At 68.8% G+C, this 26,500-nt stretch carries 19 protein-coding genes and 2 pseudogenes; 15 read left to right on the top strand and 6 right to left on the bottom strand.

The window, feature by feature from the left end; translation table 11 throughout:
- The first annotated feature begins 106 nt into the window (after positions 1–106).
- The 3 genes from OG611_RS13880 to OG611_RS13870 all read left to right on the top strand — a co-directional run bounded on the left by OG611_RS13880 (position 107) and on the right by OG611_RS13870 (position 2,227).
- The gene (locus tag OG611_RS13880; RefSeq protein ID WP_266419171.1) at positions 107–511 is read left to right on the top strand and encodes an ATP-binding protein; all 405 of its coding nucleotides are present in this window, start codon (positions 107–109) and stop codon (positions 509–511) included.
- Positions 508–852: a hypothetical protein gene (locus tag OG611_RS13875; RefSeq protein ID WP_266419168.1), complete on the top strand. Its 345-nt coding sequence runs from the start codon at positions 508–510 to the stop codon at positions 850–852. The genes OG611_RS13880 and OG611_RS13875 overlap by 4 nt, the downstream gene beginning before the upstream one ends.
- A 136-nt stretch (positions 853–988) precedes the next feature.
- Positions 989–2,227, top strand: a complete 1,239-nt coding sequence (locus OG611_RS13870) for an IS4 family transposase (protein WP_266356457.1) — start codon at positions 989–991, stop codon at positions 2,225–2,227.
- Positions 2,228–2,570: 343 nt separating this feature from the next.
- On the opposite strand, the gene OG611_RS13865 is transcribed toward OG611_RS13870, so the two are convergent.
- Positions 2,571–3,647, bottom strand: a complete 1,077-nt coding sequence (locus OG611_RS13865) for a protein kinase family protein (RefSeq protein ID WP_266425836.1) — start codon at positions 3,645–3,647, stop codon at positions 2,571–2,573.
- Between the two features lie 282 nt (positions 3,648–3,929).
- Here OG611_RS13865 and OG611_RS13860 point away from each other — a divergent pair.
- The 3 genes and pseudogenes from OG611_RS13860 to OG611_RS13850 all read left to right on the top strand — a co-directional run.
- Positions 3,930–4,121, top strand: a pseudogene (locus OG611_RS13860) (IS982 family transposase); the annotation flags it as partial.
- Between the two features lie 139 nt (positions 4,122–4,260).
- Entirely contained in the window at positions 4,261–5,688 is a 1,428-nt protein-coding gene (locus OG611_RS13855; protein WP_266419166.1) for an erythromycin esterase family protein, read from the top strand.
- A 350-nt stretch (positions 5,689–6,038) separates the two neighbouring features.
- Entirely contained in the window at positions 6,039–7,220 is a 1,182-nt protein-coding gene (locus tag OG611_RS13850; RefSeq protein ID WP_266419164.1) for a serine hydrolase, read from the top strand.
- A gap of 247 nt (positions 7,221–7,467) precedes the next feature.
- On the opposite strand, the gene OG611_RS13845 is transcribed toward OG611_RS13850, so the two are convergent.
- Positions 7,468–8,121, bottom strand: a complete 654-nt coding sequence (locus OG611_RS13845; protein ID WP_266419162.1) for a hypothetical protein — start codon at positions 8,119–8,121, stop codon at positions 7,468–7,470.
- A gap of 346 nt (positions 8,122–8,467) precedes the next feature.
- On the opposite strand from OG611_RS13845, the gene OG611_RS13840 reads away from it, so the two are divergent.
- The 4 genes from OG611_RS13840 (at position 8,468) to OG611_RS13825 (ending at position 13,012) form a co-directional block, all read left to right on the top strand.
- The gene (locus tag OG611_RS13840; protein ID WP_266419159.1) at positions 8,468–8,893 is read left to right on the top strand and encodes a DUF6507 family protein; all 426 of its coding nucleotides are present in this window, start codon (positions 8,468–8,470) and stop codon (positions 8,891–8,893) included.
- Positions 8,894–9,076: 183 nt separating this feature from the next.
- Entirely contained in the window at positions 9,077–11,527 is a 2,451-nt protein-coding gene (locus tag OG611_RS13835) for a hypothetical protein (RefSeq protein WP_266419157.1), read from the top strand.
- Positions 11,524–12,390, top strand: a complete 867-nt coding sequence (locus tag OG611_RS13830) for an immunity 49 family protein (RefSeq protein WP_266419155.1) — start codon at positions 11,524–11,526, stop codon at positions 12,388–12,390. The genes OG611_RS13835 and OG611_RS13830 overlap by 4 nt, the downstream gene beginning before the upstream one ends.
- A gap of 271 nt (positions 12,391–12,661) precedes the next feature.
- Positions 12,662–13,012, top strand: coding sequence for a hypothetical protein (locus OG611_RS13825; RefSeq protein ID WP_266419152.1), 351 nt, complete (start codon positions 12,662–12,664; stop codon positions 13,010–13,012).
- Positions 13,013–13,019: 7 nt separating this feature from the next.
- Here the strand turns inward: OG611_RS13825 and OG611_RS13820 are convergent, their stop codons facing one another.
- The 3 genes and pseudogenes from OG611_RS13820 to OG611_RS13810 all read right to left on the bottom strand — a co-directional run bounded on the left by OG611_RS13820 (position 13,020) and on the right by OG611_RS13810 (position 15,535).
- Positions 13,020–14,198 (bottom strand): ISAs1 family transposase, encoded by a 1,179-nt coding sequence (locus OG611_RS13820; RefSeq protein WP_266419149.1) that lies wholly within the window; start codon positions 14,196–14,198, stop codon positions 13,020–13,022.
- 117 nt (positions 14,199–14,315) lie between these two features.
- A pseudogene (locus OG611_RS13815) lies at positions 14,316–14,531 on the bottom strand (helix-turn-helix transcriptional regulator); the annotation flags it as partial.
- A 26-nt stretch (positions 14,532–14,557) separates the two neighbouring features.
- Positions 14,558–15,535 (bottom strand): helix-turn-helix transcriptional regulator, encoded by a 978-nt coding sequence (locus tag OG611_RS13810; protein WP_266419147.1) that lies wholly within the window; start codon positions 15,533–15,535, stop codon positions 14,558–14,560.
- 74 nt (positions 15,536–15,609) lie between these two features.
- Here OG611_RS13810 and OG611_RS13805 point away from each other — a divergent pair, with 74 nt between their 5' ends.
- Entirely contained in the window at positions 15,610–16,860 is a 1,251-nt protein-coding gene (locus OG611_RS13805; RefSeq protein WP_266419144.1) for an MFS transporter, read from the top strand.
- 128 nt (positions 16,861–16,988) lie between these two features.
- Here the strand turns inward: OG611_RS13805 and OG611_RS13800 are convergent, their stop codons facing one another.
- Complete coding sequence (locus tag OG611_RS13800; protein WP_266419141.1) at positions 16,989–17,636, bottom strand: DsbA family protein; 648 nt, start codon at positions 17,634–17,636, stop codon at positions 16,989–16,991.
- Positions 17,637–17,769: 133 nt separating this feature from the next.
- On the opposite strand from OG611_RS13800, the gene pepN reads away from it, so the two are divergent.
- The 4 genes from pepN to OG611_RS13780 all read left to right on the top strand — a co-directional run bounded on the left by pepN (position 17,770) and on the right by OG611_RS13780 (position 26,383).
- Positions 17,770–20,385 (top strand): aminopeptidase N, encoded by a 2,616-nt coding sequence (pepN, locus tag OG611_RS13795; RefSeq protein ID WP_266419139.1) that lies wholly within the window; start codon positions 17,770–17,772, stop codon positions 20,383–20,385.
- Positions 20,386–20,581: 196 nt separating this feature from the next.
- A complete protein-coding gene (locus OG611_RS13790) occupies positions 20,582–21,664 on the top strand; it encodes a hypothetical protein (protein WP_266419136.1) in 1,083 nt (360 codons plus the stop codon).
- A 188-nt stretch (positions 21,665–21,852) separates the two neighbouring features.
- Positions 21,853–25,164: a S8 family serine peptidase gene (locus tag OG611_RS13785; RefSeq protein ID WP_266419134.1), complete on the top strand. Its 3,312-nt coding sequence runs from the start codon at positions 21,853–21,855 to the stop codon at positions 25,162–25,164.
- A 190-nt stretch (positions 25,165–25,354) separates the two neighbouring features.
- A complete protein-coding gene (locus OG611_RS13780; RefSeq protein WP_266419132.1) occupies positions 25,355–26,383 on the top strand; it encodes an aspartate-semialdehyde dehydrogenase in 1,029 nt (342 codons plus the stop codon).
- Positions 26,384–26,500: the final 117 nt, after the last annotated feature.

Raw genomic sequence — 26,500 nt, 5'->3', positions numbered from 1 at the left:
TTCCGTCAGAACCTACCTCTAGCGTGGCTTGCGTCACACTGCGCTGCCGAATGGAAGCGTTCCGTGACCATGAATCCGCCTGCCCACCCACGACCTTGGGGGACCCATGTCCGGGCGCACGCACATCAAGAGATTCCGGGCCCGCAGGGACTCCGTCCCCGCCGCTCGACGCCACGTCGAGAGCATCCTGACCGAGTGGAAACTCGGCGGGCTCATCGACGAAACAACCCTCATCGCAAGCGAGTTGAGCACCAACGTGGTCAATCACGCCAAGGGGACCGGCGACTGCTTCGAGCTGGGCTTACGCCGTCGCAACGGCACGCTCGTACTGGAGGTTTCCGACTCGTACCAGTGGCGGATGCCCACGCTCCGCACCCCCACGCTCGACGACCTCTCCGGCCGTGGCCTGGTCATCGTGGACGCGGTCGCCGCGAAGTGGGGCGTACGGCCGCGCGACCCCGGCAAAACCGTCTGGGTCCATCTGACCATCGGTCAAACGGAGTTGACGTGAGGCGACCCCTCAGGACCGCCTGGCGGTGCGAGGTCACCGCCGACGGACTGCTCGTACGGGCCGAGCACGCCGCCACCCCCACACAGGCACTGATCTGGATGCGGGTCTCCGTACGGACCCTGCTCTCCGGGTTCGACGCGGAGCACCGCGACCGCACCTTCCGCTGGCTCGACCACGGTCAGTGGGAGGCCGTCATACGGCTCAGGGCCGGCGAGCCGTACGCCTACACCGCTCGCGCGGGCGGACGCGTCGTCGACTGGTCCGCGCGCCCCGTGCGGGTCCTGCCCGTGGCCACGGTCACCGCGGTTCCGCGTCGATGGATTCCGCGATGTGGGACATGACGGACCAGATGATCGCCTTCCGGCAGTTGCTCAGGCCCTTGTCCTCGATGTAAAGGGTGTTGTCCGCGCCGACCCGGTAGTTCCACCGCTAGACGCAATACCGGTGACTTTGATAGTGCTGGCTCGTTGAGTTGGTGTGCCAAGGCCCGGACAGTTGAAGGTAGTTGAGGGCGATCGGTTTTCGGATCGCATCGCCCTTGGAGTGCTCACGCGTGCGTTTCCGCCGGAGTTGGTGGATGAGGTGGTGGCGGAGTGCGGACGCACCGAGGAACGTCAGCGTCTGCTTCCCGCTCGGGTGGTGATGTATTTCGTGCTGGCGATGTGCCTGTTCTCGGGGCAGGGGTATGAGGAGGTCGGACGGCTCCTCACCCAGGGCCTGGAACGCGAACGCCGCTGGTCGAAGACGTGGCGGGTGCCCACCAGCGGGGCGATCGGACGGGCCCGGTTGCGGCTGGGGGCGGAACCGATGAAGGCGTTGTTCGCCAGGGTCTGTCGGCCCGTGGCGCTCCCGGCGACGACGGGAGCGTGGTTTCGGGGTCTGCGGTTGGTGTCGGTGGACGGGACGACCTTCGACCTTCCCGATACGCAGGCCAACGCCGCCTTCTTCGGACGGCCGGGAACGGGGCGTGGCCAGGGCAGGAGCGCGTATCCGCAGGCCAGGGCCGTGGCCCTGGTCGAGTGCGGTACCCACGCCGTGTTCGCCGCCGACGTCGCGCCACTGGCGGTGCATGAGACGGCCCTGGCCCACCGTCTGTTCCCCTCGCTGACCAGAGGAATGCTGCTCCTGGCGGATCGGGGCTTCCTCGGCTTCGATCTGTGGCGGGCCGCCGCGTCGACCGGCGCGGACCTGTTGTGGCGGGTCCGGAGCAACGCGGTCCTGCCCGTGGTGGCCGCGCTGCCCGATGGCTCGTATCTGTCGGAGATCGTTGCCGCCCGGGACAAGAACCGGCGGGCCGACCCGGCACAGGTTCGCGTCATCGAATACGCCTTGGGCCCAGGTGGGGAGGGCGCCGTTTACCGGCTGGTCACCACGCTCCTGGACCCGGCCACCGCACCGGCCGTGGAGCTCGCTGCGCTCTACGCCGAGCGCTGGGAGATCGAGACGACCTTCGACGAGATCAAGATCCACCTGGGCGGACCCGGATTCGTCCTGCGCTCCCAGTATCCGGTCGGGGCCGAGCAGGAGATCTTCGGGTTCCTCCTGGTGCACCACGCCCTGCGCGACCTCATGCACCAGGCCGCCCGGCAGGAGAGGGAGGATCCGGACCGGATGTCCTTCACCCGCACCTTGCGCGTCGTCCGCCGGCAGACCACCAGCCAGGCGGGATTTTCCCCCCTCCCGGCTCACCCGGGCACTGAAGCAGACCCTGCGTGAAATCACCGAACGCCTCCTGGAACCACGGCGGTTACGGTCCAACCCGCGAGTGATCAAACGCAAAATGTCCAACTGGGCACTCAAACGCGCCGAACACAACAACCCACCTCGCCCGGCCACCCCCGCCGTCACCCTCGTCGAACCCACCAAAACATCCCCAACCCCACGAATTAAGCACTAAAGCACCGGTATTGCCGCTAGACGAGTAGTTCCATTGTTCGAGCTGTTGCGCAGGGTTGCTGTTGAATGCGCGCGTGGTCGGGCCAGCGTCGCGCTCTGGGGCGCTGCTGGAGGCCGACGTAGGGTGACTGATCCATGTCGAGTGCTGGCCTCCAGGCGCCCGTCAGTAAATGGAGGAGCTGTACAGCCCGCCAAGTTGACGGATCTCCTCCAGCGGGTATGGGGTCTGCCTGCTCTGGCGCTGGAACTTGAGGTTGAAGTCAGACATCAGTGCGGCAATCGGCGCGTGCCGGGCGAGGATCGCCGCGGCCACCTCTGGGATTCCTGCAGGGCGCTTGCCCTCTGCGTATGCGCGCACCAGCGCGTAGCGGCCCTCCCGGTCCTCCTTCTGGTATCCGTACAGACCAGTGACCAGCCAGTTCACCAGATACGTGGCGGTGTAACAGCGGTCGTAGGTCTGATGCCGGTCGAAGAAATCGGCTTCGTCCTGCGACAGCTCGAACCCGGAGGAAATAGCGAGGCCGTAGTCCGCGAAGTAGAGGCGCTGGCCGTCGGTCAGGATGTTCTCGAAGTGCGCGTCGAAGTGCAGGAGCCCGCGGCTGTTCATGAACGAGGTGCCGGCTGCCAGGTCCCTCTCCACCATGGCGCAGGCTCGGTTGGCGGTCTCGTCTCCTGCTTCGACCTGGGTGCCCAGCCACTGGTGCAGGTTCTGCGGGATGTACTCCAGGAACAGCGCGACGCTCGCCGAGGACTGCTGGAGAGCCTCGATCCGGCGGCGCACCTGCGATCCGCCGCCCCAGTAGGCGACGGCCCGTTCGATGTCGGCCAGTTCTTCGGGCAGGGGCGTTGAGTCCGGCAGCACCCGCCAGTGGTACATCAGGGGGAAGCCCTCGTATTCCGCCGCGAGCACCCGGTTCGTCGTCATAGTGTGCACGGCGAGCTCTCGCCAGGCCCCCCAGCCCGGCCCGCCGATGCTCCCAATGCCGTACTGGCAGAAGACGGGCAGCTCGAACAGATTCGCCGTGGACCGGACGTGCTCAGGTTGCCTCTCCGGATCGGTGAGGGGCACCCGCTTCACGAAGACCGGCGTTCCGGCGACCTCCAGCAGGGCCGACTTCCCGCCGATGCCGGATCCGATCGACACGGCCGTGTCCACGAGCTCGCGCAGGGCGCGATCACTGCACAAGGCCAGGGATGTGGACACGGCACTATGGGCGGTCAGACGCGCACCGCGCGACATGTCAGGGCACTTCACTGCGGCCTCCACCTGGTGCCGACCTCGATCCTGAAATGGCTACGCAGTCCCGCCGAGCGCAACGACGCGTGGCTCTGCGTTTGGCCTCCGGAGCGGGCAGAGGGCGCCCAAGACCCGTGTGTGACCACAGAACTGAACACCCTCCTGACCGCACTCTACGTGACGATTGACGACGAAATTGGAGGAACCCGGCGCCTCGGTAGACCGCCGCTGCTCAGGGCATCCTGCTCATCACGGACAAGGGATTCGCGTCCAATGCTCAAGAAGGTCCGCCAGCTGATCGAGTCGGTCAACGACACCCTCAAAGGGCAGCTTGACCTGGAGCAACACGGCGGACGGACCTTCGAGGGCGTGGCCATCCGAGTGACCCAGCGTGTGCTCGCGATGGCCGTCAATATCTGGCACAACAATCTGATCGGCGCAGCAGTCACCCGCTCACTGATCGCCTATGACCACTGATTACATCGGAACTACTCGTCCAGGCGCACAGCAAGCAGCGGGGTGGGGCTGCCTCCACCCCCCGGTGGACCCAGCCCCACCCCGGATCCGGGAGTGGGGCGGATGGATCGTCACCGGGCCGCTCGCCACGCTGGAAACCATGACACGACCAACGCGAAAGCAGAACAGGCTCCTGGTCTCCGCGGCCCTGTGCACCAGCGCACTGGTGGTGGCCGCCGCCCCGGGCCAGGCGATGGGGCCGGCACCGACGTACGCCCCCGCCACCACCTCCGCGGCTCACCTCCGCGGCCCGGCCACCCCCGGCGATCCGCAGGAGAAGGACGCGGTACGCGCCATCGAGCGCGCCGCGCATCCGCTGCTGTCCACCGAACCCACCGGCGGCTTCCGCGATCTGCGCCCGTTCGGGCGGATGGTGGGGAACGCCACCATCGTGGGCATCGGCGAGGCCACCCACAGTTCACACGAGTTCTTCTCCTTCAAGCACCGCGCGTTCCGCTATCTGGTCCAGGAGAAGGGCTTCCGCACCTTCGCGCTGGAGGCGCCCTGGAGCACCGGTCAGCGACTCAACGACTATGTGCGGTACGGCAAGGGCGACCCGCGGCAGATCATGCGGGACGAGTTCCGCAACTCCTACCAGGTCTGGCAGAACCAGGAATACCTGCGGCTGATCGAGTGGATGCGCTCGTGGAACGTGGCGCACCCCGGCGACCCGGTGCAGTTCATGGGCAACGACTTCGGCTACGCCGGGCCCGACCTGTACGACCAAGTAGCCTCGTACGTCGGGCAGCGCTTCCCCGCACTACTGCCCCAGTTCACCGCTCTGTACCAGGGGCTGCGCCCGACCACCGACGTGGACACCTATGTCCACGCCTATCTGGCCAAGCCGATCGCCGAGCGGAAGGAGATGGCGCAGCGCACCGGGCAGGCGCTGGCACTGTTGCAGGGCCAACGGCCGGGCGGCGGGAAGGCCGAGCAGGAGGCGTACACCTGGGCGGTGCAGCGTGCTCGTGCCATCGACCAGACCGCCACCGGGTACAGCTACGACTTCACCAAGCCCACCCAGGGCGCCGCGGCCATGCGCTACCGCGACCAGGTGATGGCGGACAACACGGTGTGGTGGCAACGGCACACCGGGGACCGGGTGCTGCTCTCCGCGCACAACGCCCATGTCGCCTACGACACCTACTCCCCGAAGGAGTACCCGAGGATGCAGGGCGCGTTCATCCGCGACAAGATCGGCTCGTCCTATCTGAGCGTGGGGTTCACCTTCGACCAGGGCTCGTTCAACGCCGACGGGCCGAACGGCGCGCTGACCCGGTACACCGTCGGTCCCGCCGAGCGGGGCAGCAACGAGCGCACCCTGGACGCGGTGCGCTACCGGGACTACATGGTGGACCTGCGCACCGCGCCGACGGCGGCCCGCAACTGGCTGGCGGTCGCCCGACCGACCCGCAGCATCGGCACCTCGTACCCGGATCACGCGGTGTACCCCGTATCGCTGCTGCCCTCGCACGATGTGCTCATCCATCTGCACCGGATCGACGCGGCCGGTCTGCTGGACCACTGAGCTCGGCGCTCTGGTGGCGGGCGTGCTCGCGGCGCAGGGGTCTGGCCTGATCCCAACGAATGACGCCAGCCCCGTACTTCGCGGGTCGTTGATTCGTGTGGATCGGGTGACTGGATCGGCGGTCTCCCAACCCGATCGGCGCGAGCATCCCATCAGTACCGGCCCGTGTCGGCCCTGACCACCCACCGAATCAAGCTGAAGCGGTCTCAGGGGTTAATGCGGGTCCTCTCGGGGGTGTTCCCTGATGAGTCGCACAGCGGTTGTGCGACACCGTCGTAGGCATGACTTCCAAGCCATGTCTTTCCGATACCGAGGCAACTACGACGACGGTCCGGCGCAGGCGGGTACCAATGGCGGCGCTTGCCTGCGCGGTTCTTGCCGCGGTGGCGCTGGGCACGGCCCTCCCTGCGGCAGCGACTCCTGCTGAGCGGCCCACGGTGGCGGTCGAGCGCGCCAGTGGCCAGTTGCCGGGTTTGGACCCGCAGGTCTTACAACGGGCGCTCTCGAGTGCGCCTGACCGGGTCACAGGAGTGCTTGCGCGGGTGAGTGGCCCGGACGGTCACTGGGTCGGCACGTACGGGACTGCCGACGTTGCGACCGGGGCGCCGGTTCCGGCCGACGGCAGGTTCCGCCTCGGCAGCGTCACCAAGACCTTCATCGCCACCGTGGTGCTGCAGCTTGCCTCCGAAGACCGCGTCGGCCTCGATCAGCCCGTCCAGCGGTACCTGCCGAACGTACTGCCTGACAGCTACCCGCCGATCCCGGTTCGCACCCTGCTCAACTTCACCAGCAGCCTTCCCGAACTGACACCGGACGACATCCCCACCACCCCGGACGGCATCGTCGAGCACCGCTTCGACGACCACCCGCTCGCGGAACTGATCGCCAAGGCCGTTCAGCATGAGCGACCGTTCGCCGTGCCCGGCTCCATACAGGCGTACGGAGCTACCGGCTACTACGTCGCCGCACTGCTCATCGAGAACCTCACGGGACACACCTACCAGCAGGAGATCACCAACCGGATCCTGCGGCCGCTGCACCTGCGCGACACCACCGCCCCGGAGACCGACCCCACGATTCCGGGCCCTCACTCCCACGGCTACATTGCCGTGCCCCAGCCGGACGGCGGGACGCAACTGGTCGACATCACCGAACAGAACCCGGGCGCCGGGGGCATGATCTCCACCACGGCTGACCTCGACCACTTCCTGACCGCCCTCTTCCGAGGGCGACTCCTGCCACCGACCGAGCAAGCGGAACTCTTCGCCGTCCCCAATGTCTCCTACCTCGACGGCAACGCCCACGACCCGGGTCACGGCCGCGCCTACTACAGCGCCGGACTGATGCGCGCGACCCTGTCCAACGGAGTGACCGTATGGGGCAAGACCGGCAGCACCTTCGGCTACACCGACGGCATGTTCACGACCCGTGACCTGCGTCGCCGCCTGGTGTACTCCTTCAACCCCACCAACGGCGGAGGAAGTGATCTCGCCCTGGTCAACCAGATCCTCTCCGCGGCCTTCGCCTCATGAGAGGAAGCACAGCGCATGACCAGTGAGTCGGCATGCCACATCTATCGCGTCACGCTGGTCATGCCCTGACCCGTGGAAACAGGCTCTTTCCCCTGGACCCGGTACTTCGCGGTCGGTTCAGGTCTGTGGCCGGCGGGTTCGGGTGACTTCGATGCCCGCCGAGAAGGATCACCGGGTCGGCGGTCGCGTTGGTGGCGGTGGCGGTGCGAATACCGCGGCGCCCACCTCCTGTTCACCCCGAGTGGGCTCAGTGCGCGCTTCCCGGCCCCTCCCCCGCCCGGTCGAGCAGGAGATCGATGGCCGCCTTCGCCTCCGTCACGGTCGCACCGGTCGCCTTGCGCCAGGTTTTGATCGCCTGGATGCGGTCGCCCGTCCGTGCGTGGGCGAGGGCGAGCCTCGCGTGGAGCGGGTGGCCGGGCAGCCGGGCGGGAATCGGGCGGCCGCGCGGCTCACCGTGGCGGCCGCTGGGGTCGAGTTCGTCGAGCGAGGAGTGCAGCCCGTGGACCGGCGCTCGCCCGGCCGGCTCCTCGTCGCGTACCGCCACGAGCTCCCAGCGGAAATCCGCGGGCCGGGCCCCCTCGTGGTCGAGCCCGATTCCCAGCAGTCCGGGATCGTCGATCAACTGGCAGACATTGTAGAGGACTTCGTGCTGCATCTCCCGTACCAGGTCGGTCAGATCGTCCGGGTCCACACCGCACGCCAGCACCCGCTGGAGCGCGCTCGCCCCCGCGTCGGCGGGACCGTTGCCCTGCTGGTGGCCCCTGAGCCCGGGTTCGAGCCAGGACGGATAACCGTCGGCGTAATTGTCCTCATCGACGACCATGCTCCACAGCGTGCCGAGGAACAACTGGAGTGCCTGTGCCGACCGGTCGTCCGGGTCGGATTCTTCGCGCTCGACCATCCGCCAACCCTGCCAGACGAGGCATTCGGGGATGCCCCCCAACCCCAAGGTCGTGATCTACGACCGGAATACAGGCCCCGTAACCCGCTCCGCCCTGGCGCCATACCTCCGCCAGCAAATCCGCCACGCAGATACGGACTCACGGAGCCGCCCCCCAGCCCTCACACCAAGCCCATGTGGACACACGATCCTGGTCTCCCCATCACGCACTGGCCACAGTTGGCCGATTGTTGATTTGCTGATTGCATCAGCGATGTTCGAGTTGATAGAGAAGAGCGTGCGAACGGTTGTTCAAACCTCCGGAAGTCCCTGACGTCGAGGGCAACCGGCACGAGGGGGGCTCTCCATGGTGGCGTGGGACATCAGGCCGCAGGGTGTGCAGGGGCAGTTGAGGGTTGTCGGTGTGCATGCCGGTGATCTGGAGAAGGCTCTGACGGCTTTGATGGCGACGGTGTCGGAGGCGGCTCAGGCGGCGGGTACGGCGGTGCCGGGAGCGCAGGCGGTCACGCACCTTCAGGGTCCGGTGGCTGCGGGTCAGGCGCCGTTGTCCCGTCAGGCGATGGGGCCGGTGGCCGCGGCGCTGGGTGAGTATCTGGGTGAGCGCAAGAAGGACCTGAAGGCGGCGGCCGAGCGGATCGAGGCGTCCGTGCTGGGTGCGGTCGAGGCGACCAACACGTACTGCGAGGGTGATCTGGAGACGGCCAGGCACGCGCAGGACGCGGCGAAGGCCGTGCGCCTGGACGTCCTCAAGGGCATGCAGGGGCACCGGTGAGTGACACCGAGCCGGTCGACCCGGTGGGGATACCGGTCTTCACCGGTGACCTGGCCCTGCTCGACACGAAGGTGACGGCTCTGTCGGGCCACGGGGCCGCGATCGCGACGGCTGCCGGTGATGTGCACAGCAGCTTCGGCGGGCTGAGCGCCTTCCTTCTACAAGGCGCCCGAGGCGGAGCAGTTGTTCGCGACGACCAGGCCGGTGGCGGAGACCGGGCTGTCTCTGAGTTCGGACCTGTGCGTCATCGCCGGTGCGCTCAGTACGTACTCGGACGATGCGTTCCCGCTGGTGGAGAAGCTCAAGGAGCTCAAGCGGGACGCGGTCGCCTTCCGGGTCAAGGCCGAAGGCGACGACAAGTGGCGCGAGGACGGTGACCTGGTCGAGGAGAACAACCGGCGCCGTGGCGAGATAGCCGAGGTCTGGACCGCCTTCCAGGAGGTGGAACGGACCTGTCACGCCAAGATCGTCGCCCTGGTCGGCGGCAAGGCGCTGAAGATCGATGACGGCTCCGGCAAGAAGGGCACCTACGGGTACGACGCCGAGGCCCTCAAACAGGCCAAGAGCCTGCCCTGGGGAGAGGCGGTCGAAGAGTCGACGCCCTGGTGGCAGGTCTGGGAGCACGCCTACGACTTCGGCAAGGGCTTCCTCGTCGACGGGGTCTGGGGCACTCTCAAGGGCCTGGGCACCCTGGTCGGCTTCGAGGGCGGGGACGCCGCGCAGGAGGCATGGACCGGCCTGGCCAAACTCGCCACCGGGCTCTCCCCCGCCGCGATGCTCGTCCTGCACGCCCTGCCCGGCGACCACTCCGCCTGGATACGCGACTCGCAGACCGCGGTGAAGGAGACCGGCAAGGCCCTGATCGCCTGGGACCAGTGGGGCAGCAACCCCTCCCGCGCCGCCGGAGCGGTCACCTTCAACGTCCTGACCACCGTCTTCACCGGCGGCTCCGGAGGCGCAGCAGCAGGCGCCGGCAAAGCCGGCCTGGCAGCCAAGGCCCTCTCCCTCACCAGCAAGACCGCCCGCGCCGTGGACCCCATGACCTACGTCTTCAAGGGCGCAGGCGTCGGGCTGAGGAGGATCGGCGACGTCATGGCCGGCCTCAAGGGCCTGGGCCACGTCGAGTTCCCGCCCCTCCCCGACCACGTCATCACCCTCCCCGAAGGCACCCTCGGACTCCCCGACGGCACGCTCCACCTCCCCGAAGGCGCCGCCGTCCCCGAAGGCGCGACCACCCTCCCCAACGGGACCGTCAAACTCCCCGACGGAGCCGTAGCACTACCCGAAGGGACGGTCAGATCCCCCTTCGACGAAGGCGCTCCGTACCTCGACCGCCACGGGAATCTCTACAACGAAGACGGCACCCTCGCCCAACACACCCATCAAGCCCACCGAGAACCCCACACCCCGGACCTGGAACACGAACCCGCCCTGACCGGCGCCACCCCCCACACCGCCAACCACTCTCCCGGCGGCGGCCCCGGCCACAACGCACCCAGCAACCACCTGGACAACAGCGCCCCCAGCGGAAGATCCGGCGGCAGCGGACCCGCCGACCACACCGGAACACCAGGCACAGGCTCCACCGCTGGCCACAACCTGCCCACGGGTTCCACAGCGGACAACGTCACCGGCCACCCCAACACTCCGCCCACCGGCGGTCCAGGCACGGGCTCCCTCCTCGGCGACAGCCTGAACCCGCCACGACGCCAGCCCGTACCACGCCCCCACTTCATGCACGACGGGCCTAACCCCTATCGATCCCGCAAACCACTCACCATGGAGCAGATCGAGGAAATCCAGGTCTACCGCGCCAACGAAGAGCCGGGTTACTTCGAGCGTTACTACGCAAAGGATGGAACGCGCATAAGGGTGGAGCGGCACGACGCAAGCGGATTCACTCCACCTCAACTTACTCGCCTGTCCGAAAACGACCCGTGGATCCGGGCCAAGGACGCCCCAGAGCCACCGACTCCGCATTACCTGGACGAGAAGTACATATCCGCCGGAGAGGAAACCGTCAAGAGTAAGTCCAGGCTCGGGAAGCTGAACGAGATCGCCAGAAGACGCTTCGAAGCCGTCCAATGGGACAACTTGACGGAAAAGCTGAAAACAGAGGCAGGCGAGAACCACAAGGCGCTAGGGACGCCCGAGTCGGCCGAAATCCTGGAAAAGGCGAAAGAAGATTACAGAACCGCTCACACCGAAATGGGAGATGCCGCAGAATCTCTTGGCGAGAAGGCGGCTGAACTCCATTACATGGCCGATAATTACCCAGACTTCGAGAAGCAACCCCTACTCGGCCCCAAGAGCGGCAACGACCAATTCGACCAGGTCTGGAAGCATAAGGACGGCCGGGTCATCGTCATTGAAGCCAAGAGCAGTCCAAAAACCGAACTCGGGAGAAGAACCCTCCCGAACGGTAGACAGGTATCTCAGGGAAGCCAAGAGTATTTCCTCGATATTATCAGAAAAATGAGAGAGCGAGGAGAATTTGAGACCGTGGAAGCTCTGGAAAGGGCGCTTGGCGACGAAAAGTTGGAGTATGTCGCCGTCAGAGGAAATAAAAATATGGGAACATACACCGGGTATCAATACCGACGGTTCGACATCAGCAAGGGGACACTTCTGTGACCATCATCTTCGCCCGGCATGATCTGCCGGCCGGACCCGATGCCGAGCAGTTCGCGGAGCGGCTGGACGACCACCTGGGCAGGGGCATCGACCGCCTCGAGGAGACAACAGAGGTGATCCAGTCCACGTTCGACGCTGCTGTCCTGTCGTTGCGCGCCCACTGTGTCGTCGACCCGCGGGCTGCGGCAGCGGAGACGTGGGAAGCCGCGGTCAATGCCATGCAGTTGGGCTCGGCGTTTTTCACCGTGACAGGGATGAGCGAAGAAACCGTCGAGTGCCGGATCAATCGAAAGCTACGGACCCTGCCCGCAGCCGTGAAGCCACGGTCGTCCGCCGACGCAGGCAACTGGCTCTCCGCGTTCTGGCTTGCCGTCATCTGTCGGGAGCAGCAGCGGATGACGCAACTGTGCGAGATCCCGCTGGAGCGACTGCGCGCTCCGGAAGGGGCGTACGACGAGTACATCTATCACTGGGTCGACGCACTCCAGACCTACTGGCTGCGACGCCCCGGGCTGGTGGAGAAGCTCACCGCCGCGATCGAGATGTCAGAGCCCTCGGTGGCCCGGATCGCCCCGCCCGATCTGCTGCAGGGACAGCTCTATCCGCCGATCAACCTCTTCTACCACTTCGTCACCAGGGATACCGAAGGCTTCACACCCGCCCTGATCGAAACGCTGAAACTGCACCAGGCCTACTGGACCCTGACCGAGGAACGCACCACCGACATCAACGGCAGCATCGCCCTCGGGCCACTCGCCATCGCCTGCCTCGCCTACGATGGAAAATTCCCCATCGGTGTCGAGTCCGATTACCTGCCCAAGCACCTTCTCCAGCACACCTGGCTCGGCGAATTCCCCACCTGAGCCCGGCCTGATCCCAGCGGAGCGCACTAAAGCCAGCCCTATTCCCGCGCGATGCGAACCGCCTCCGCGCGCAGGGTTGATGCGTTCTCATCTGGTGAGATGGGACGAACGCGTGACTGCGTGCCTCTGTTGATGGTTTGCCTGGCTCATGAGAGACGCGTCCTTTGATGATCGAGGTTGTCGAAGCCTTTGATCACGAACAGGGGTCTTGTTCGCGTGTCATCCTCCCCTGACCGTTGTGTCAGGGCGCTGAAGAGTGGATCATCGAGCGGTGGCCCGTCATGCGCTGTGGGTAGAGGACCTGCTCGGCTTCCTGCTGATGCGGCTGGACGAGACCGGCTTTGAATACCTCGTGGCTCATGAGCCCAGGGCGATGCGGGCCCCCTATATCGAGACGGCTGGTGGCCGGGCGGAGCAGCGAGCGCGATCGTTCACCGGCTGCGCCACCTGTTCCCAACTCCCGCCCGGCTGGCTCTACTACGCCGCCGAGGAGTGGCCCTGTCAGGCTGTCCGGTCCCTGGCGCTGCCGTTCGCCGGTGACCCCGAGTACCGCGAGGCATGGAGACCGGAATACGCCAGTTTGGCTTCCGGGAAGTTCATCCACCACGATGACCAGGGGTGATGCGTTTTCAGGCTGTGAGTCGGAGCATGGCTGTCGCGTGCTGGGGGCGTGACCGGTAGTGATCGGTTGCGGCGGCGATGTTGGTCCAGCCTGCTTGGCGCATGAGTCCGATGGCGAGGTTGCGCAGGGTGGCCATGGCGCGCGGTGCGGTGCCGGTGCGTACTCGCGAGGCGTCTTCACCGAACGTCACGTCTCTGACGTGGTGAAGGGCTTCAACTGTCCAGTGATCCTGGACGAGTTCGGCGAGTTGCGCCGGGCTGGCCTGTTCAGGCGGGAGGCTGGTGACCGCGTAGACGGTCTTCGTCTCGACCTTACCGGTCTTGCGGTCGGTGCGGCGGCGCTTGACCTCCATGGCCTGGACGGCGTGCGGGAAGAGCAGGCCGGGACGGACGGTGCAGACCTTCAGACGGCGGACCTCGCGGCGGCCGTGCCCGGCCCCGGTGGTGCGGGCCTGCAGCGGGATCTGGCGCCAGGGCAGGCGCCGCAACTGCTTGCGCAGCTTCTTCTGGTTCCCCTTGACCACCAGGAGGTAGTGGCCGCCGGCGGCGATGACGTGCTCGGTGTGAGCGCGCTGGGTGTGCATCGCATCGGCGGTGACGACGACGCCACGCAGGTCGATCCGGTCCAGCAGCGGGGCGAAGGCGGGGATTTCGTTGCTCTTCGCGGCGACCTGGCGCTGGGCGATCACGGTCTGGCAGGCGTGGAGCGCGGCGGCCAGCAGGTGGACGGCTGCGCCGTCGGTGCGGAATCCGCGCACAGTCTTGCCGTCGACGGCCAGGCCGGCCAGCGTGTCATCGGCTTCGTCGACCGGATCGGTGGCGTACCGGGCGAGCCAAGCGCCCACGGCGTCGTCGAGCGCGTCGCCGTTCGGGCGGGCGAGGAGTCGTCCCAGTGTGGAGGCGTTCGGCGTACTGGAGGTCAGCCCGATTTGTTCGAGCAGGCTGGCGTCGGCATCGGCGGCGAAGCGGGCGATGGCGGCCAGGGACATGGCTTCGCCCAGGACGGCGACCAGGCACAGCGCGAGCAGGGACCCCATGCGGTAGCGGCGGCCCCGGACCCGGCGGGGATCGGGTAGCCGCCCCAGCACCTCGGCCAGGGAGGTAAACCTCTGCGGTTCCGGATCCGGGCAGGCGGAGCCGATGTCCTCGCAGTGGCGCTGCAGGACACCGATCAGGGAGGATGACACGCGAACGCGACCCCTGTTCGTGATCAAAGGCTTCGACAACCTTGATCATCAGGGGTCGCTTCTCTCGTTGCCGAACCGGGCAAACCGCACGCACCGGCGCGTACGCAAGCAATCAGCTCATCTCGCCAGCTGAGAATGCATCAGCCCTGCCTCCGCGCGGTTGCGGGCCGCCAGTTTCTGGATGGCCACGGAGAAGTAGTTGCGGACCATTCCCCGGGAGAGGTGGAGCGCGGCGGCGATCTCCGCGTTGGTGGAGCAGTCCGCCGCCGTGCGCAGCACGTCGCGTTCGCGGTCGGTGAGGGGGCTCGCTCCGTCGACGAGCGCCGGTGCCGCTTTGAAGGGGTGAACGGCCGGACTCCTCACCCGCCCCCCTGAGCCCCCACCAGTACGTCGCCCGCCTCCGTGCGGAAGTACAGGACAGAACGGCCGGTTCGGCGGCGGTCTGCCAGGCCCGCGTCGAGGAGGATCTTGAGGTGGCGGCCGACCGAGCCCAGGGCCTGGTCGGTCAGGGCGACCAGTTGGGTGGTGCTCTTCGGGTCGGCGAGGAGGACGAGGACGGCCGCTCGTGCGGGGCCGAGGAGGCGGGACAGGCTGTCCGGGACCCGGGCCCGGTCCGCGTCGGCCAGGGTGCCGGAGCAGGGGTAGACGACCGCGTAGCGCCGGGCTTCGTCGTCCCAGGAGACCCAGCCCGAGCGCTGGGTGACCGGGACGAACAGTAGCCGTACGCCGGACAGCTGCTTCGGCGGGTAGTCGTGCGCGTTGATCTGGAGCCGGCTGTCGCCCAGCCACCGCATCCCCGGGCGCAGACCGCTCAGGGCGGCCGCCCAGCCGCCCTGGCTCAGCTGGCCGGTCCGCGCGACGATGTCCGCCTCGATGATCCGGCGGCGGCGCGGCCAGTCCGGCAGGACGGTGTGCAGCCAGACCCAGTGCAGGACGTCGGCGGCCCGCCGGGCCAGGTCGTCGCGGTCCAGGAGCGCCGGGAGGGGGCCGCCACCGAGCGACACCGCCAGGTCCGCTCGGGCGCGCTCGGGGGTGGTCGCCCGGACGGGGGCCAGCTCCTCCTCGAAGGACGGGGCGCCCTCGCCCGTCGGTGTCGGGGTGATGAAGTCCGCGTTCCAGCTGCCGCCGAGCGCCGCCGGTACGAGAAGGGCCGCGACCGGGTCGGCGGCCTGCCGGGCACGGTAGGCGGGCAGATGGGCGTCGAGCCAGGCCCGTTGGCCAGGGTGCTCGGGCCGGCCCCGCTCCAGGGAGTTCAGGGCGGAGAGGGTCTCGGCGAGCGGTGAGACGACGAACCGGCTCCCGGCCAGCGTGTCCGTGTTGATCTGCCACAGGCCCACGACGTCATGCCTCCACGTTTCGCCGACACGCGAAACTGTAACGGTCGTCCCGGACCGCCGCCGAGACTCCCCGCATGCGCACCTACCGGGAACTCTTCCGTACGCCGCAGTTCGGACCGCTCTTCGCGACCAGTGCCGTCCAGGTCGCCGCGTCGACGACGAGCGGGCTGGCTCTCGGCACCCTCGTCTACGCCGCGACCGACTCGCCGCTGCTCGCCGCCCTGTCCATGTTCGGCTCCTCGCTCGCCCAGATGATCGGGGCGACCCTGCTGATGTCGGCGGCGGACCGGCTGCCGCCCCGGGCCGCGATGACCGGCATGGCGCTCGCCTTCGGACTGGCCACCGCCGTCCTCGCCGTCCCCGGGCTGCCGCTGCCGGTGGTCTTCGCGATCATCCTGGCCCAGGGGGTGGTCGCGGCCGTGGGCGGCGGTGTGCGGTACGGACTGCTCACCGAGGTGCTGCCCAAGGACGGTTATCTGCTGGGGCGTTCCGTACTGAACATGTGCTCCGGCCTGATGCAGATCGGCGGGTTCGCGCTCGGCGGGCTCCTGGTGGCGACGCTGTCCGCGCGCGGCACGCTGCTGGTCGCCGCCGCCCTGTATCTGACGGGTGCGATCGTCGCCCGGTTCGGGCTGGTGCGCAGGGCGCCGCGCGCCTCCGGGCGGCCGTCGGCCGCCGAGACCTGGCGGGTCAACGCCGTGCTGTGGTCCTCGGGCCCGCGCCGCCGGGTCTATCTCGCGCTCTGGGTGCCGAACGGTCTGATCGTCGGCTGCGAGTCGCTCTTCGTCCCGTACGCCCCCGAGCAGGCCGGGCTCCTCTTCGCCTTCGCCGCGCTGGGGATGCTCATCGGGGACACCGTGGCGGGCCGGTTCGTCGCACGGCAGTGGCGGGGGCGGCTGGCCACTCCCCTGCAACTGCTCCTGGCCGTCCCGTATCTGCTCTTCGCCGCGCGCCCGGCGCTCCCCCTGGCGCTCGCCCTGGCGGTGCTCGCCTCGGTCGGGTTCTCGGCGAGTCTGCTGTTCCAGGAGCGGCTGATGGCCCTGACCCCGGACGAGTTCACCGGCCAGGCGCTCGGCCTGCACTCCTCCGGGATGCTCACCATGCAGGGCGTCGCGGCGGCGCTGGCCGGCACCGTCGCCCAGTGGACCTCCCCCGCGACGGCGATGACCGTGATGGCGGCGGCCTCGATCGCGGTCACCCTGGCCCTCACCGCGGCCGGGCGCCGGGCCGCGGGAGCGGTGGATAGCGTTGCGCCCCATGGGACTACGGAACAAGGAGCCTCGGCAGCGGTGGACGTCACGGGTTCTGCTGATCGACGGGCATGACCGGCTGCTGCTGTTGTGCGGCAGGGACCCGCGGCGGGACGGTGCCCGCTGGTGGTTCACCGTCGGCGGCGGGGTCGAGGACGACGCGGGGCCGGGCGGCTGCCGGGACCCGCACCGCACCCGGCAGGTCAGTCGAAGATCGGGCCCTGGGTCCGGGTCCGCTTGATCTCGTAGAAGCCGGGGATCGACGCCACCAGCAGCGTGCCGTCCCACAGCTTCGCCGCCTCCTCGCCCTTCGGGGCGGGGGTGACGACCGGGCCGAAGAAGGCGATCTGCTCGCCGTCCGCGCCCGGGACGGCGATGACCGGGGTGCCGACGTCCTGGCCGACCTTGTCGATGCCCTCCTTGTGGGAGGCGCGCAGCTCGGCGTCGTACACGTCCGAGTCCGCGAAGTCCGCCAGCTCGGCCGGCAGGCCGACGTCCTGGAGCGCCCCCACGACCGCCTCGCGGGTGGGGCCCTCGCCCTGGTTGTGGAAGCGGGTGCCGAGCGCGGTGTACAACGGGCCGACGATCTCGTCGCCGTGCTTCTGCCGGGCGGCGATCACCACACGGACCGGGCCCCAGCCCTTCTCCAGCAGCTCGTGGTACTCCTCGGGCAGCTCGTCGATCTTGTCCTCGTTGAGGACGGACAGGCTCATCACGTGCCAGCGGACCTCGACGTCGCGGACCTTCTCCACCTCCAGCATCCAGCGGGAGGTCATCCAGGCCCAGGGGCAGAGCGGGTCGAACCAGAAATCGACAGGGGTCTTGCCGGTCGCCGTGCTGTTGTCGGGCATCGTCTCTCCTCATAAGGGTGATCGCATCTGTGCGCAGAACGTCCCCGGAGGCGCCCGTCATTCCCCAGTTCCGGGCCGAGCGGCGGCATGGGAGGATCAAAACCATTCGAACGTGACACAAAGGAGTGTGCCCGTGCCCGGTGAGAACCTGTCCCGTGACGAGGCCCGAGTACGGGCCGAGCTGCTGACCGTCGACGGTTACGAGGTCGAACTCGATCTGCGTTCCGCCGTGGACGGGCCCGACGGTGACGGGGACGCCGCCGCCGGTCCGCGGACCTTCCGCTCGGTGACCACGATCCGGTTCCGCAACGCGCGGGCGGGGGCGTCGACCTTCGCGGACCTGGTGGCGCCGTCCGTGGACGCGGTGACGCTGAACGGGCGGTCGCTCGACCCCGCCGTCGTCTTCGACGGCGCACGGGTGGCGCTGGACGAGCTGCCGGAGGGCGAGAACGTCCTGGTGGTCGACGCGCAGTGCGCGTACAGCCGGACCGGCGAGGGCATGCACCGGTTCGTCGACCCCGAGGACGGCGAGGTCTACCTCTACACGCAGTACGAGCCCGCCGACGCGCGGCGCGTCTTCGCGAACTTCGAGCAGCCCGACCTGAAGGCCCCCTTCCGCTTCCAGGTGACGGCGCCGGAGGGCTGGACGGTCCGGAGCAACGGGGCGGAGGAGTCGCGGGACGGCGGGACCTGGCGGTTCGCCGAGACGAAGCCGATCGCCACGTACATCACGGCGGTCGTCGCCGGTCCGTACCACTACGTCACGGATTCATACAGCCGTACGTTCGAGGACGGTACGACGCTGGAGATCCCGCTCGGCGCGATGTGCCGCAAGGGGCTCGCCCGGCACTTCGACGCGGACGACGTCTTCCTGATCACCAAGCAGGGCCTGGACTTCTTCCACGACAACTTCGACTACCCGTATCCGTTCGGGAAGTACGACCAGGCGTTCGTGCCCGAGTACAACCTCGGCGCGATGGAGAACCCGGGCTGTGTCACGTTCCGCGAGGAGTACATCTTCCGCGGCAAGGTGACGCAGGCCGCGTACGAGAGCCGCGCCAACGTCATCCTGCACGAGATGGCACACATGTGGTTCGGGGACCTCGTCACCATGCAGTGGTGGGACGACCTGTGGCTGAAGGAGTCCTTCGCCGACTTCATGGGCGTCTTCGCGATGGTCGGGGCGACCCGTTTCGAGGACGGCTGGATCACCTTCGCCAACAACCGCAAGTCCTGGGCGTACCGCGCCGACCAGCTGCCGTCCACGCACCCGATCACGGCCGACATCCGTGACCTGGAGGACGCCAAGCTGAACTTCGACGGCATCACCTACGCCAAGGGCGCCTCGGTCCTGAAACAGCTGGTGGCGTACGTGGGGCGGGAGGCGTTCCTGGAGGGCGCCCGGCGCTACTTCAAGAAGCACGCCTACGGCAATACGCAGCTGGGCGATCTGCTGTCCGTGCTGGCCGAGACGTCCGGGCGTGACATGGCCTCCTGGTCGCGGTCGTGGCTGCAGACCGCGGGCGTCAACTCGCTGACGCCGGTGGCGACGTACGACGCGGCGGACCGGATCACGGAACTGGCGGTCCTCCAGGAGGCGGCCGACTCCCACCCGGAGCTGCGGCCGCACCGGGTCGCGGTCGGGCTGTACCGGCGGACGGCCGACGGCGACCTGGTGCGGTACGCGCGCGCCGAGGTGGACGTGGCGGGGCCGCGCACGGTGGTCGGGGAGCTGGCGGGGGCCGAGCGGCCCGAGCTGATCCTGGTCAACGACGACGACCTCACGTACTGCAAGGTCCGCTTCGACGAGGTGTCGCTGGCCACGCTGCGGGCCCACCTCGGCGACATCACGGACCCGCTGGCGCGGGCGCTGTGCTGGTCGGCGCTGTGGAACCTGACCCGGGACGGGCTGATGCCGGCCCGCGACTTCGTCTCCCTGGTGCTGGCCTTCGCGGGCCGGGAGTCCGACATCGGCGTGCTGCAGATGCTGCACACCTGGACCCGGACCTCGCTGGTGCAGTACGCGGCGCCCGGGTGGCGCGAGGAGGGTGGCCGGGCGCTGTCCGAGGGTGCGCTGCGGGAGCTGCGGATCGCCGAGCCGGGCAGCGAGCACCAGCTGGCGTGGGCGCGGTTCTTCGCGTCGGTCGCCGACTCGGAGGCGGACTTCCAGCTGCTGTCCGGGCTGCTGGACGGCTCGGCCCGGATCGACGGGCTCGACGTCGACCAGGAGCTGCGGTGGGCGTTCCTGTCCCCGTTGGCCTCGCACGGGGTGGCCGACGAGTCGGTGATCGATGCCGAGCTGGCCCGCGACGACACGGCGTCCGGCAAGCGGCATCAGGTGCGGTGCCTGGCCTCGCGGCCCTCCGCCGCGGTGAAGGCGCAGGCCTGGGCGGGCGTCGTGGAGTCGGACGCGCTGTCCAACGCCTTGGTGGAGGCGACGATCTCGGGCTTCATGCAGTCGTCGCAGCGGGAGCTGCTCGCGCCGTACGCGGGCAAGTACTTCGACGCGATCGAGCGGGTCTGGGCCGAGCGGTCGATCCAGATCGGGGTGATCGTGGTCAAGGGCCTGTTCCCGGCGCTTCAGGACGACCCGTCGACGCTGGCCGCGACGGACGCGTGGCTGGCCGCCCACGAGGACGCGGCGCCGGCGCTGCGGAGGCTGGTGCTGGAGGCCCGGGACGATCTGGCGCGGGCGTTGCGGGCGCAGGCGTGCGACGCGGGCGCGGCGGAGGCCGGGGCCGGGATCTGACGTCCGGCGGACGGCGCCGGGGCCGGGTGGTCCCGGCGCCGTCCTCGACCGGAGTGACCGGAGTGAGCGGCCGGAAGAGGCCGGGTCGGGCCTTTCGGTCGTCGAACGTGCGTACTTTAGGACGGCGTTGTCCTGAATTGTCGACGAGCGTGTAACAGGGGTTAGCGCCGCCACGGCATGCGGGATACCCCGGAACATGACCCAGAACACCCCGCTCTCCCCCTGCCACCCCCGCATCGCCGACGATGTCCGCCAACGCGTGCTGTCTGCGGCGCAGTTGAGGGCGCAGGGGGTGTCCGCCGCGGAGGCCGCCGCGCACTGCCGGGCCGGTGGGCCGTGGCAGCAGCCACTGCCCGGCGTGTACGTCCTGCACCCGGAGCCGCCCACCGATGAGGAAAGGCTGCGTTCCGCCCTGCTGTACGCCGGCCGGCCACCGGCCTCCGGCCGCCGGGGCGTACCGGCGCAGCCGGGGCGGGAGGGCGAACCGGAGTCCGGTTACGGCGAGGCCATGCTCACCGGGCTCACCGCGCTCACCCTGCACGGGTTCGCCGCCGCGCCGCCGCCCGCGTCGGCGGCCGGGATCGACGTCCTGGTGCCGCGCACCCGGCGGCTGCGCTCGGTCGGGTACGTCCATCTGGTGCGCTCCTCCGGAACGCCCCGCGCGGAGCAGGTGCGCGGTCTGCCCGTGACCCCCGTGGAGCGGGCGCTCGCGGACGCGGTCGCCGGACTCGGTGACCCCCTGGCCGTGCGCGGGCTGCTGATCGAGGCGGTGCGCGGCGGGCACTGCGAACCGGCCGCGGTCGTACGCGAGTTGAGCCGCGCGAAGCTGCTGGGCCGGCCGCAGGTGGTGCAGGCCGTCGACTCGTTCCTCGCCGAGGGGCGGGCGCTGGCGGAGGCCCGACTGTACGACATGGTGCGGACGTACGACCTGCCGGAGCCGCTGTGGAACGTGGACCTGCGGCTGCCCGGCGGCCCCTGCCTCGGCGGCGTGGACGCCTACTGGCCCGAGCAGGCGGTCGCCGTGGAGCTGGACATCAGGGCGCCGAGGCGCGGCGGGCCCGACGACGGGCGGTGCCGGGAGGAGCGGGAGCACGGGACCGAGTGCTCCGGGCACGCCGCGGAGCGGGAGCATCTGGAGCGGCTCGGCGTCACCTTCGTCCGTCTCGCACCGAGGAAGCTCCGCGACGCGAGCGAGCAGCAGGCGGTCGTGGTGCGTACGGCACTGATGGCGGCGGCCGACCGCGAACCGGCGGCATATGTGGTGATCCTGCCCCGCTGAGAACGGTGGAGTGAATCACAGGCGTCACTTATCTGTCACTTCGTCCCTGATGGCGCATCAGCCCCGGTGGCGGAAGCCCGCCATGTCCCCATCTCACCCCCTCCAACTCTCCACAAACCCCTGTCATTTACGAAAGGGTGAGCGGTCATCCGGTACCGAATTCCGGACTCTCTCTTTCATATCCAGGGATGCTGATGACCACCGAGTCCCCCAGTTCCATACCCGGGGCGAGACGCGCGGCCCGAGTCGCGGCTGCCGCCGGCCTGGTGGCCGCGCTGGCCGCCACCGGCGCTGCCCCCGTCTTCGCCGCCGACGCTCCTGCCCCGGCTCCGGTCAAGTCCGCCGCCGAGGGTGCCACGGCCGACAAGCTCGGTACCAACGACGAGCAGCTTCTGGCCAAGGCGAAGGCCAAGGGCCAGAAGAACGTCACGATGATGGTCGCCACCGCTCCCGGTGCGACCGAGCAGGTCACCAAGCAGCTGGACGCCGTCAAGGGCTCCGTGCCGGGACGTGCGTACGACAAGCTCGGCTACGTACGGGTCACCGTGCCCACCGCGTCCGCCGAGGCGACCATCAAGGCGGCCGCCAAGCTGCCGTCCGTCCACGGCATCGATCTCGAGCAGGAGATCAAGCTGGACGACCCGACGCCCACCGGCGACCGGGCGACCGGGGCCAAGGCCGCCACCAGGTCGACCGGTTCCTACCCGGCGCCCGGCAAGAAGACCCCGGCGAAGAACCCGTACAACCCGTCCTTCGAGACGGGCGCGGTCGACTTCGTCCAGCAGCACCCGAAGGCCGACGGCCGCGGGGTGACCATCGGTGTCCTCGACTCGGGTGTCGACCTCGGCCACCCGGCGCTGCAGAAGACCACCACCGGCGAGCGCAAGATCGTCGACTGGGTGACCGCGACCGACCCGGTCAGTGACGACGACGGCACCTGGCTGCGGATGACGGACGGCGTGTCCGGCCCGACGTTCACGTACGAGGGCCGTACGTACAAGGCGCCCAAGGGCGACTACCGGATCAAGCTGTTCGCCGAGGCCGCCACCAAGGGCGGCGACATGAAGGGCGACCTGAACCGGGACGGCGACACCACCGATGTGTGGGCCGTGCTCTACGACCCGGTCACCGGCACCACCCGCGTCGACCTGAACAACAACGCGGACTTCTCCGACGACGCCGTCCTGAAGCCGTACAAGGAGAAGCACCAGGTCTCCTACTTCGGCAAGGACGACCCGCGGACCGATGTCGTCGAGCGGATCCCGTTCGTCGTCGAGACCCGCAAGGACGTCGTCTACAACGCCGCCGGCGACACCTCCGACTACGTCAGCATCGGCGTCATCGAGAGCGAGCACGGCACCCACGTCGCGGGCATCACCGCCGCGAACGGCCTGTTCGGCGGCAAGATGAACGGTGCCGCGCCGGGCGCGAAGATCGTCTCCTCGCGGGCCTGCACCTGGGACGGCGGCTGCACCAACATCGCGCTCACCGAGGGCATGACCGACCTCGTCGTGAACCGCGGTGTCGACGTCGTCAACATGTCGATCGGCGGCCTGCCGCCGCTCAACGACGGCAACAACGCCCGCGCGGAGATCTACAAGCGGCTCATCGACATCTACGGCGTCCAGCTGGTCATCTCGGCCGGCAACGACGGTCCGGGCGTCAACACCATCGGTGACCCCGGCCTCGCCGACCACGTCATCTCCGTCGGCGCGTCGATCTCCAAGGAGACCTGGGCCGCCAACTACGGCTCGAACGTCACCAAGAAGTACGACATGCTGCCCTTCTCCTCGCGCGGTCCGCGTGAGGACGGCGGCTTCGCGCCGATCCTGACGGCCCCGGGCGCGTCCATCAACACCACCCAGACCTGGCTGCCCGGCGGCCCGGTCAAGGAGTCGGGCTACTCGCTCCCGGCCGGCTACTCCATGCTGCAGGGCACCTCAATGGCCTCTCCGCAGGCCGCGGGCGCGACCGCGCTGCTGCTGTCCGCCGCGAAGCAGAAGCACATCGAGCTGCCCCCGGCCGATCTGCGGACCGCGCTGACCAGCACCGCCACCCACATCAAGGGTGTGCCCGCGCACGCCCAGGGCTCCGGTCTGATCGACATCGTCGGCGCCTGGAAGCAGATCGAGAAGCAGGGCGCCCCGGCGCACGAGTACTCGGTGAAGGCCCCCGTCGACACCGCGATCGACTTCGCGCTGAAGCCCCCCGGCTTCGGGACCGGTCTGTACGACCGCGAGGGCGGCCTGAAGGCCGGCCAGACGAAGTCGTACGACGTCACGATCACCCGCACCACGGGCCCGGACAAGGCCGTCAAGCACAAGCTGTCGTGGAAGAACAACGACGGCACCTTCAAGCTGAGCGGTTCGAGCACGGTCTCGCTGCCGCTGGGCAAGCCCGTCACCGTCAAGGTGCAGGCGAAGCCGGGCAGCGCGGGCGTGCACAGCGCGATCCTGAAGGTGGACGACAGCAAGACCGTCGGTGTGGACCAGCAGATCCTCACCACGGTGGTCGTCTCCACGAAGCTCGTGAAGCCCGCCTACGCGTTCAAGGCGTCCGGCTCGGTGCAGCGCAACAGCACCACGTCGTACTTCGTGACCGTGCCGGAGGGCGCCAAGACCCTTGAGGTCGCCATGGGCGCCCTGCGCTCGGGCAGCCAGACCCGCTTCATCTCCATCCACCCGTACGGGGTGCAGATGGAGGACAGCGGTACGCCGTTCTGCTACCCGAACTACGAGAACCCGGCCAACACCTGCCGTCCGGACGTGCGCTCGTACAAGGACCCGCAGCCGGGCGTCTGGGAGATCGAGGTCGAGGCACGGCGTACGTCGCCGCTGCTGGACAACCCGTACAAGCTGGACGTCTCGCTGCTCGGTGCCACCTTCGACCCGGCGGTGCAGACCATCGCCGAGGCGAAGATCGGCACGCCGGCCGCGGTGAACTGGAAGGTCACCAACAACGCGGGTGACCTGGAGGGCGCGCTCAAGGGCGGCTCGCTGGGCTCGGCCAAGGTCGCGAAGCCGTCGATCAAGACGGGCGACCGCCAGGAGTACACGGTCACCATCGGTGAGGGCGTCGAGAAGCTGGACGTCGCCATCGGCGGCACGGCGGACGCCAACGCCGACCTGGACCTGTACGTCTACCGGGGCAGCGCCACGGTCGGCAAGTCCACCACGGCCGGCTCCGAGGAGGCGGTCAGCCTGGCGAAGCCCGCCGCCGGCACGTACACCGTCGTGATCGACGGCTACGACGTCCCGGCCGGCACCACCACGTACGACTACCGCGACGTGTACTACGCACCGTCGCTCGGCACGATCAAGGTCGACGAGTCGAAGGCCGTGAACCTGGCCAACGGCGCCTCCGCCCAGATCACCGCCGAGGTCGCGGTCGCCGGGGCGGCCCCCGAGGGCCGGCAGTTCTTCGGCGAGGTCCACCTGGTGAACGGCCGCGGCACCGCCGCGGGCACTGCCAGCGTCGTGATCGAGAAGGTCACGCCGTAACGGCCACCGTGTGATCCGTACAACATGTACAGCAGTGGGGCGGGCGCTCGGTGGAGCTCCCGCCCCACTGCCGTGTGCCCGGCCGGGCGGGCACCGTCCGTACCGCGGACAATGGATTGGACAAGAAAGCCGTGGACATACGCATCATGGAGCGGCAACCGTCTCAGTTCGTACGTTCGAAGGAGTCCCTGTGAAGGTCGGAATCGTCGGCGCCACCGGTCAGGTCGGCACAGTCATGCGCAGCATCCTGGCCGAGCGGAAGTTCCCCGCCGACGAACTGCGGCTCTTCGCCTCCGCGCGCTCCGCGGGCTCGACGATCGAGTGGCAGGGCCGGGAGATCACCGTCGAGGACGCCTCGACGGCCGACTACACCGGACTGGACATCGTGCTGTTCTCGGCCGGTGGCGCGACGTCGAAGGCGCTCGCCGAGAAGGTCGCCTCGCAGGGCGCCGTCGTGATCGACAACTCCTCCGCCTGGCGCAAGGACCCCGAGGTCCCGCTCGTCGTCTCCGAGGTCAACGCGCACGCGATCACCGACCGGCCCAAGGGGATCATCGCCAACCCGAACTGCACCACGATGGCCGCCATGCCCGTGCTGCGCCCGCTGCACGACGAGGGCGGTCTGCAGGCGCTGACCGTCGCCACCTACCAGGCGGTGTCCGGTTCCGGTCTGGCCGGCGTCGCCGAGCTGCACGGCCAGGCGTCCAAGGTCGTCGCCGACGCCGACAAGCTCACCCACGACGGCGAGGCCGTCGAGTTCCCCGAGCCGGGCGTCTACAAGCGTCCGATCGCCTTCAACGTGCTGCCGCTGGCCGGTTCGATCGTGGACGACGGCTCCTTCGAGACCGACGAGGAGCAGAAGCTCCGCAACGAGTCCCGCAAGATCCTGGAGATCCCGGAGCTGAAGGTGTCCGGCACCTGTGTCCGGGTCCCGGTCTTCTCCGGTCACTCGCTCCAGGTCAACGCCCGTTTCGCCCGTCCGATCAGCGTGGAGCGCGCGTACGAGCTGCTGAAGGACGCGCCGGGCGTCGAGATCTCGGAGATCCCCACCCCGCTCCAGGCGGCCGGCAAGGACGCCTCGTTCGTCGGCCGGATCCGGGCCGACGAGACCGTGGAGAACGGCCTCGCGCTCTTCGTCTCCAACGACAACCTGCGCAAGGGCGCGGCGCTGAACGCGGTGCAGATCGCGGAGCTGGTCGCGGCGGAGCTGAACGGCTGACGTCTGAGGCATGCGGGAAAGGGCGGCCACCGGTGTGCGGTGGCCGCCCTTTCGTATGCGCGCACCCACCGCGGACCGGGCCCCCGCCGGAGCGCGCGACGTGGAAGGATGACCGGA

Origin of the sequence: Streptomyces sp. NBC_01363 (assembly GCF_026340595.1) — a bacterium.
Classification (GTDB): Bacteria; Actinomycetota; Actinomycetes; order Streptomycetales; family Streptomycetaceae; genus Streptomyces.
The sequence above is the reverse complement of the archived record's forward strand: the minus strand, read 5'-3'. Positions and strand labels throughout refer to the sequence as shown.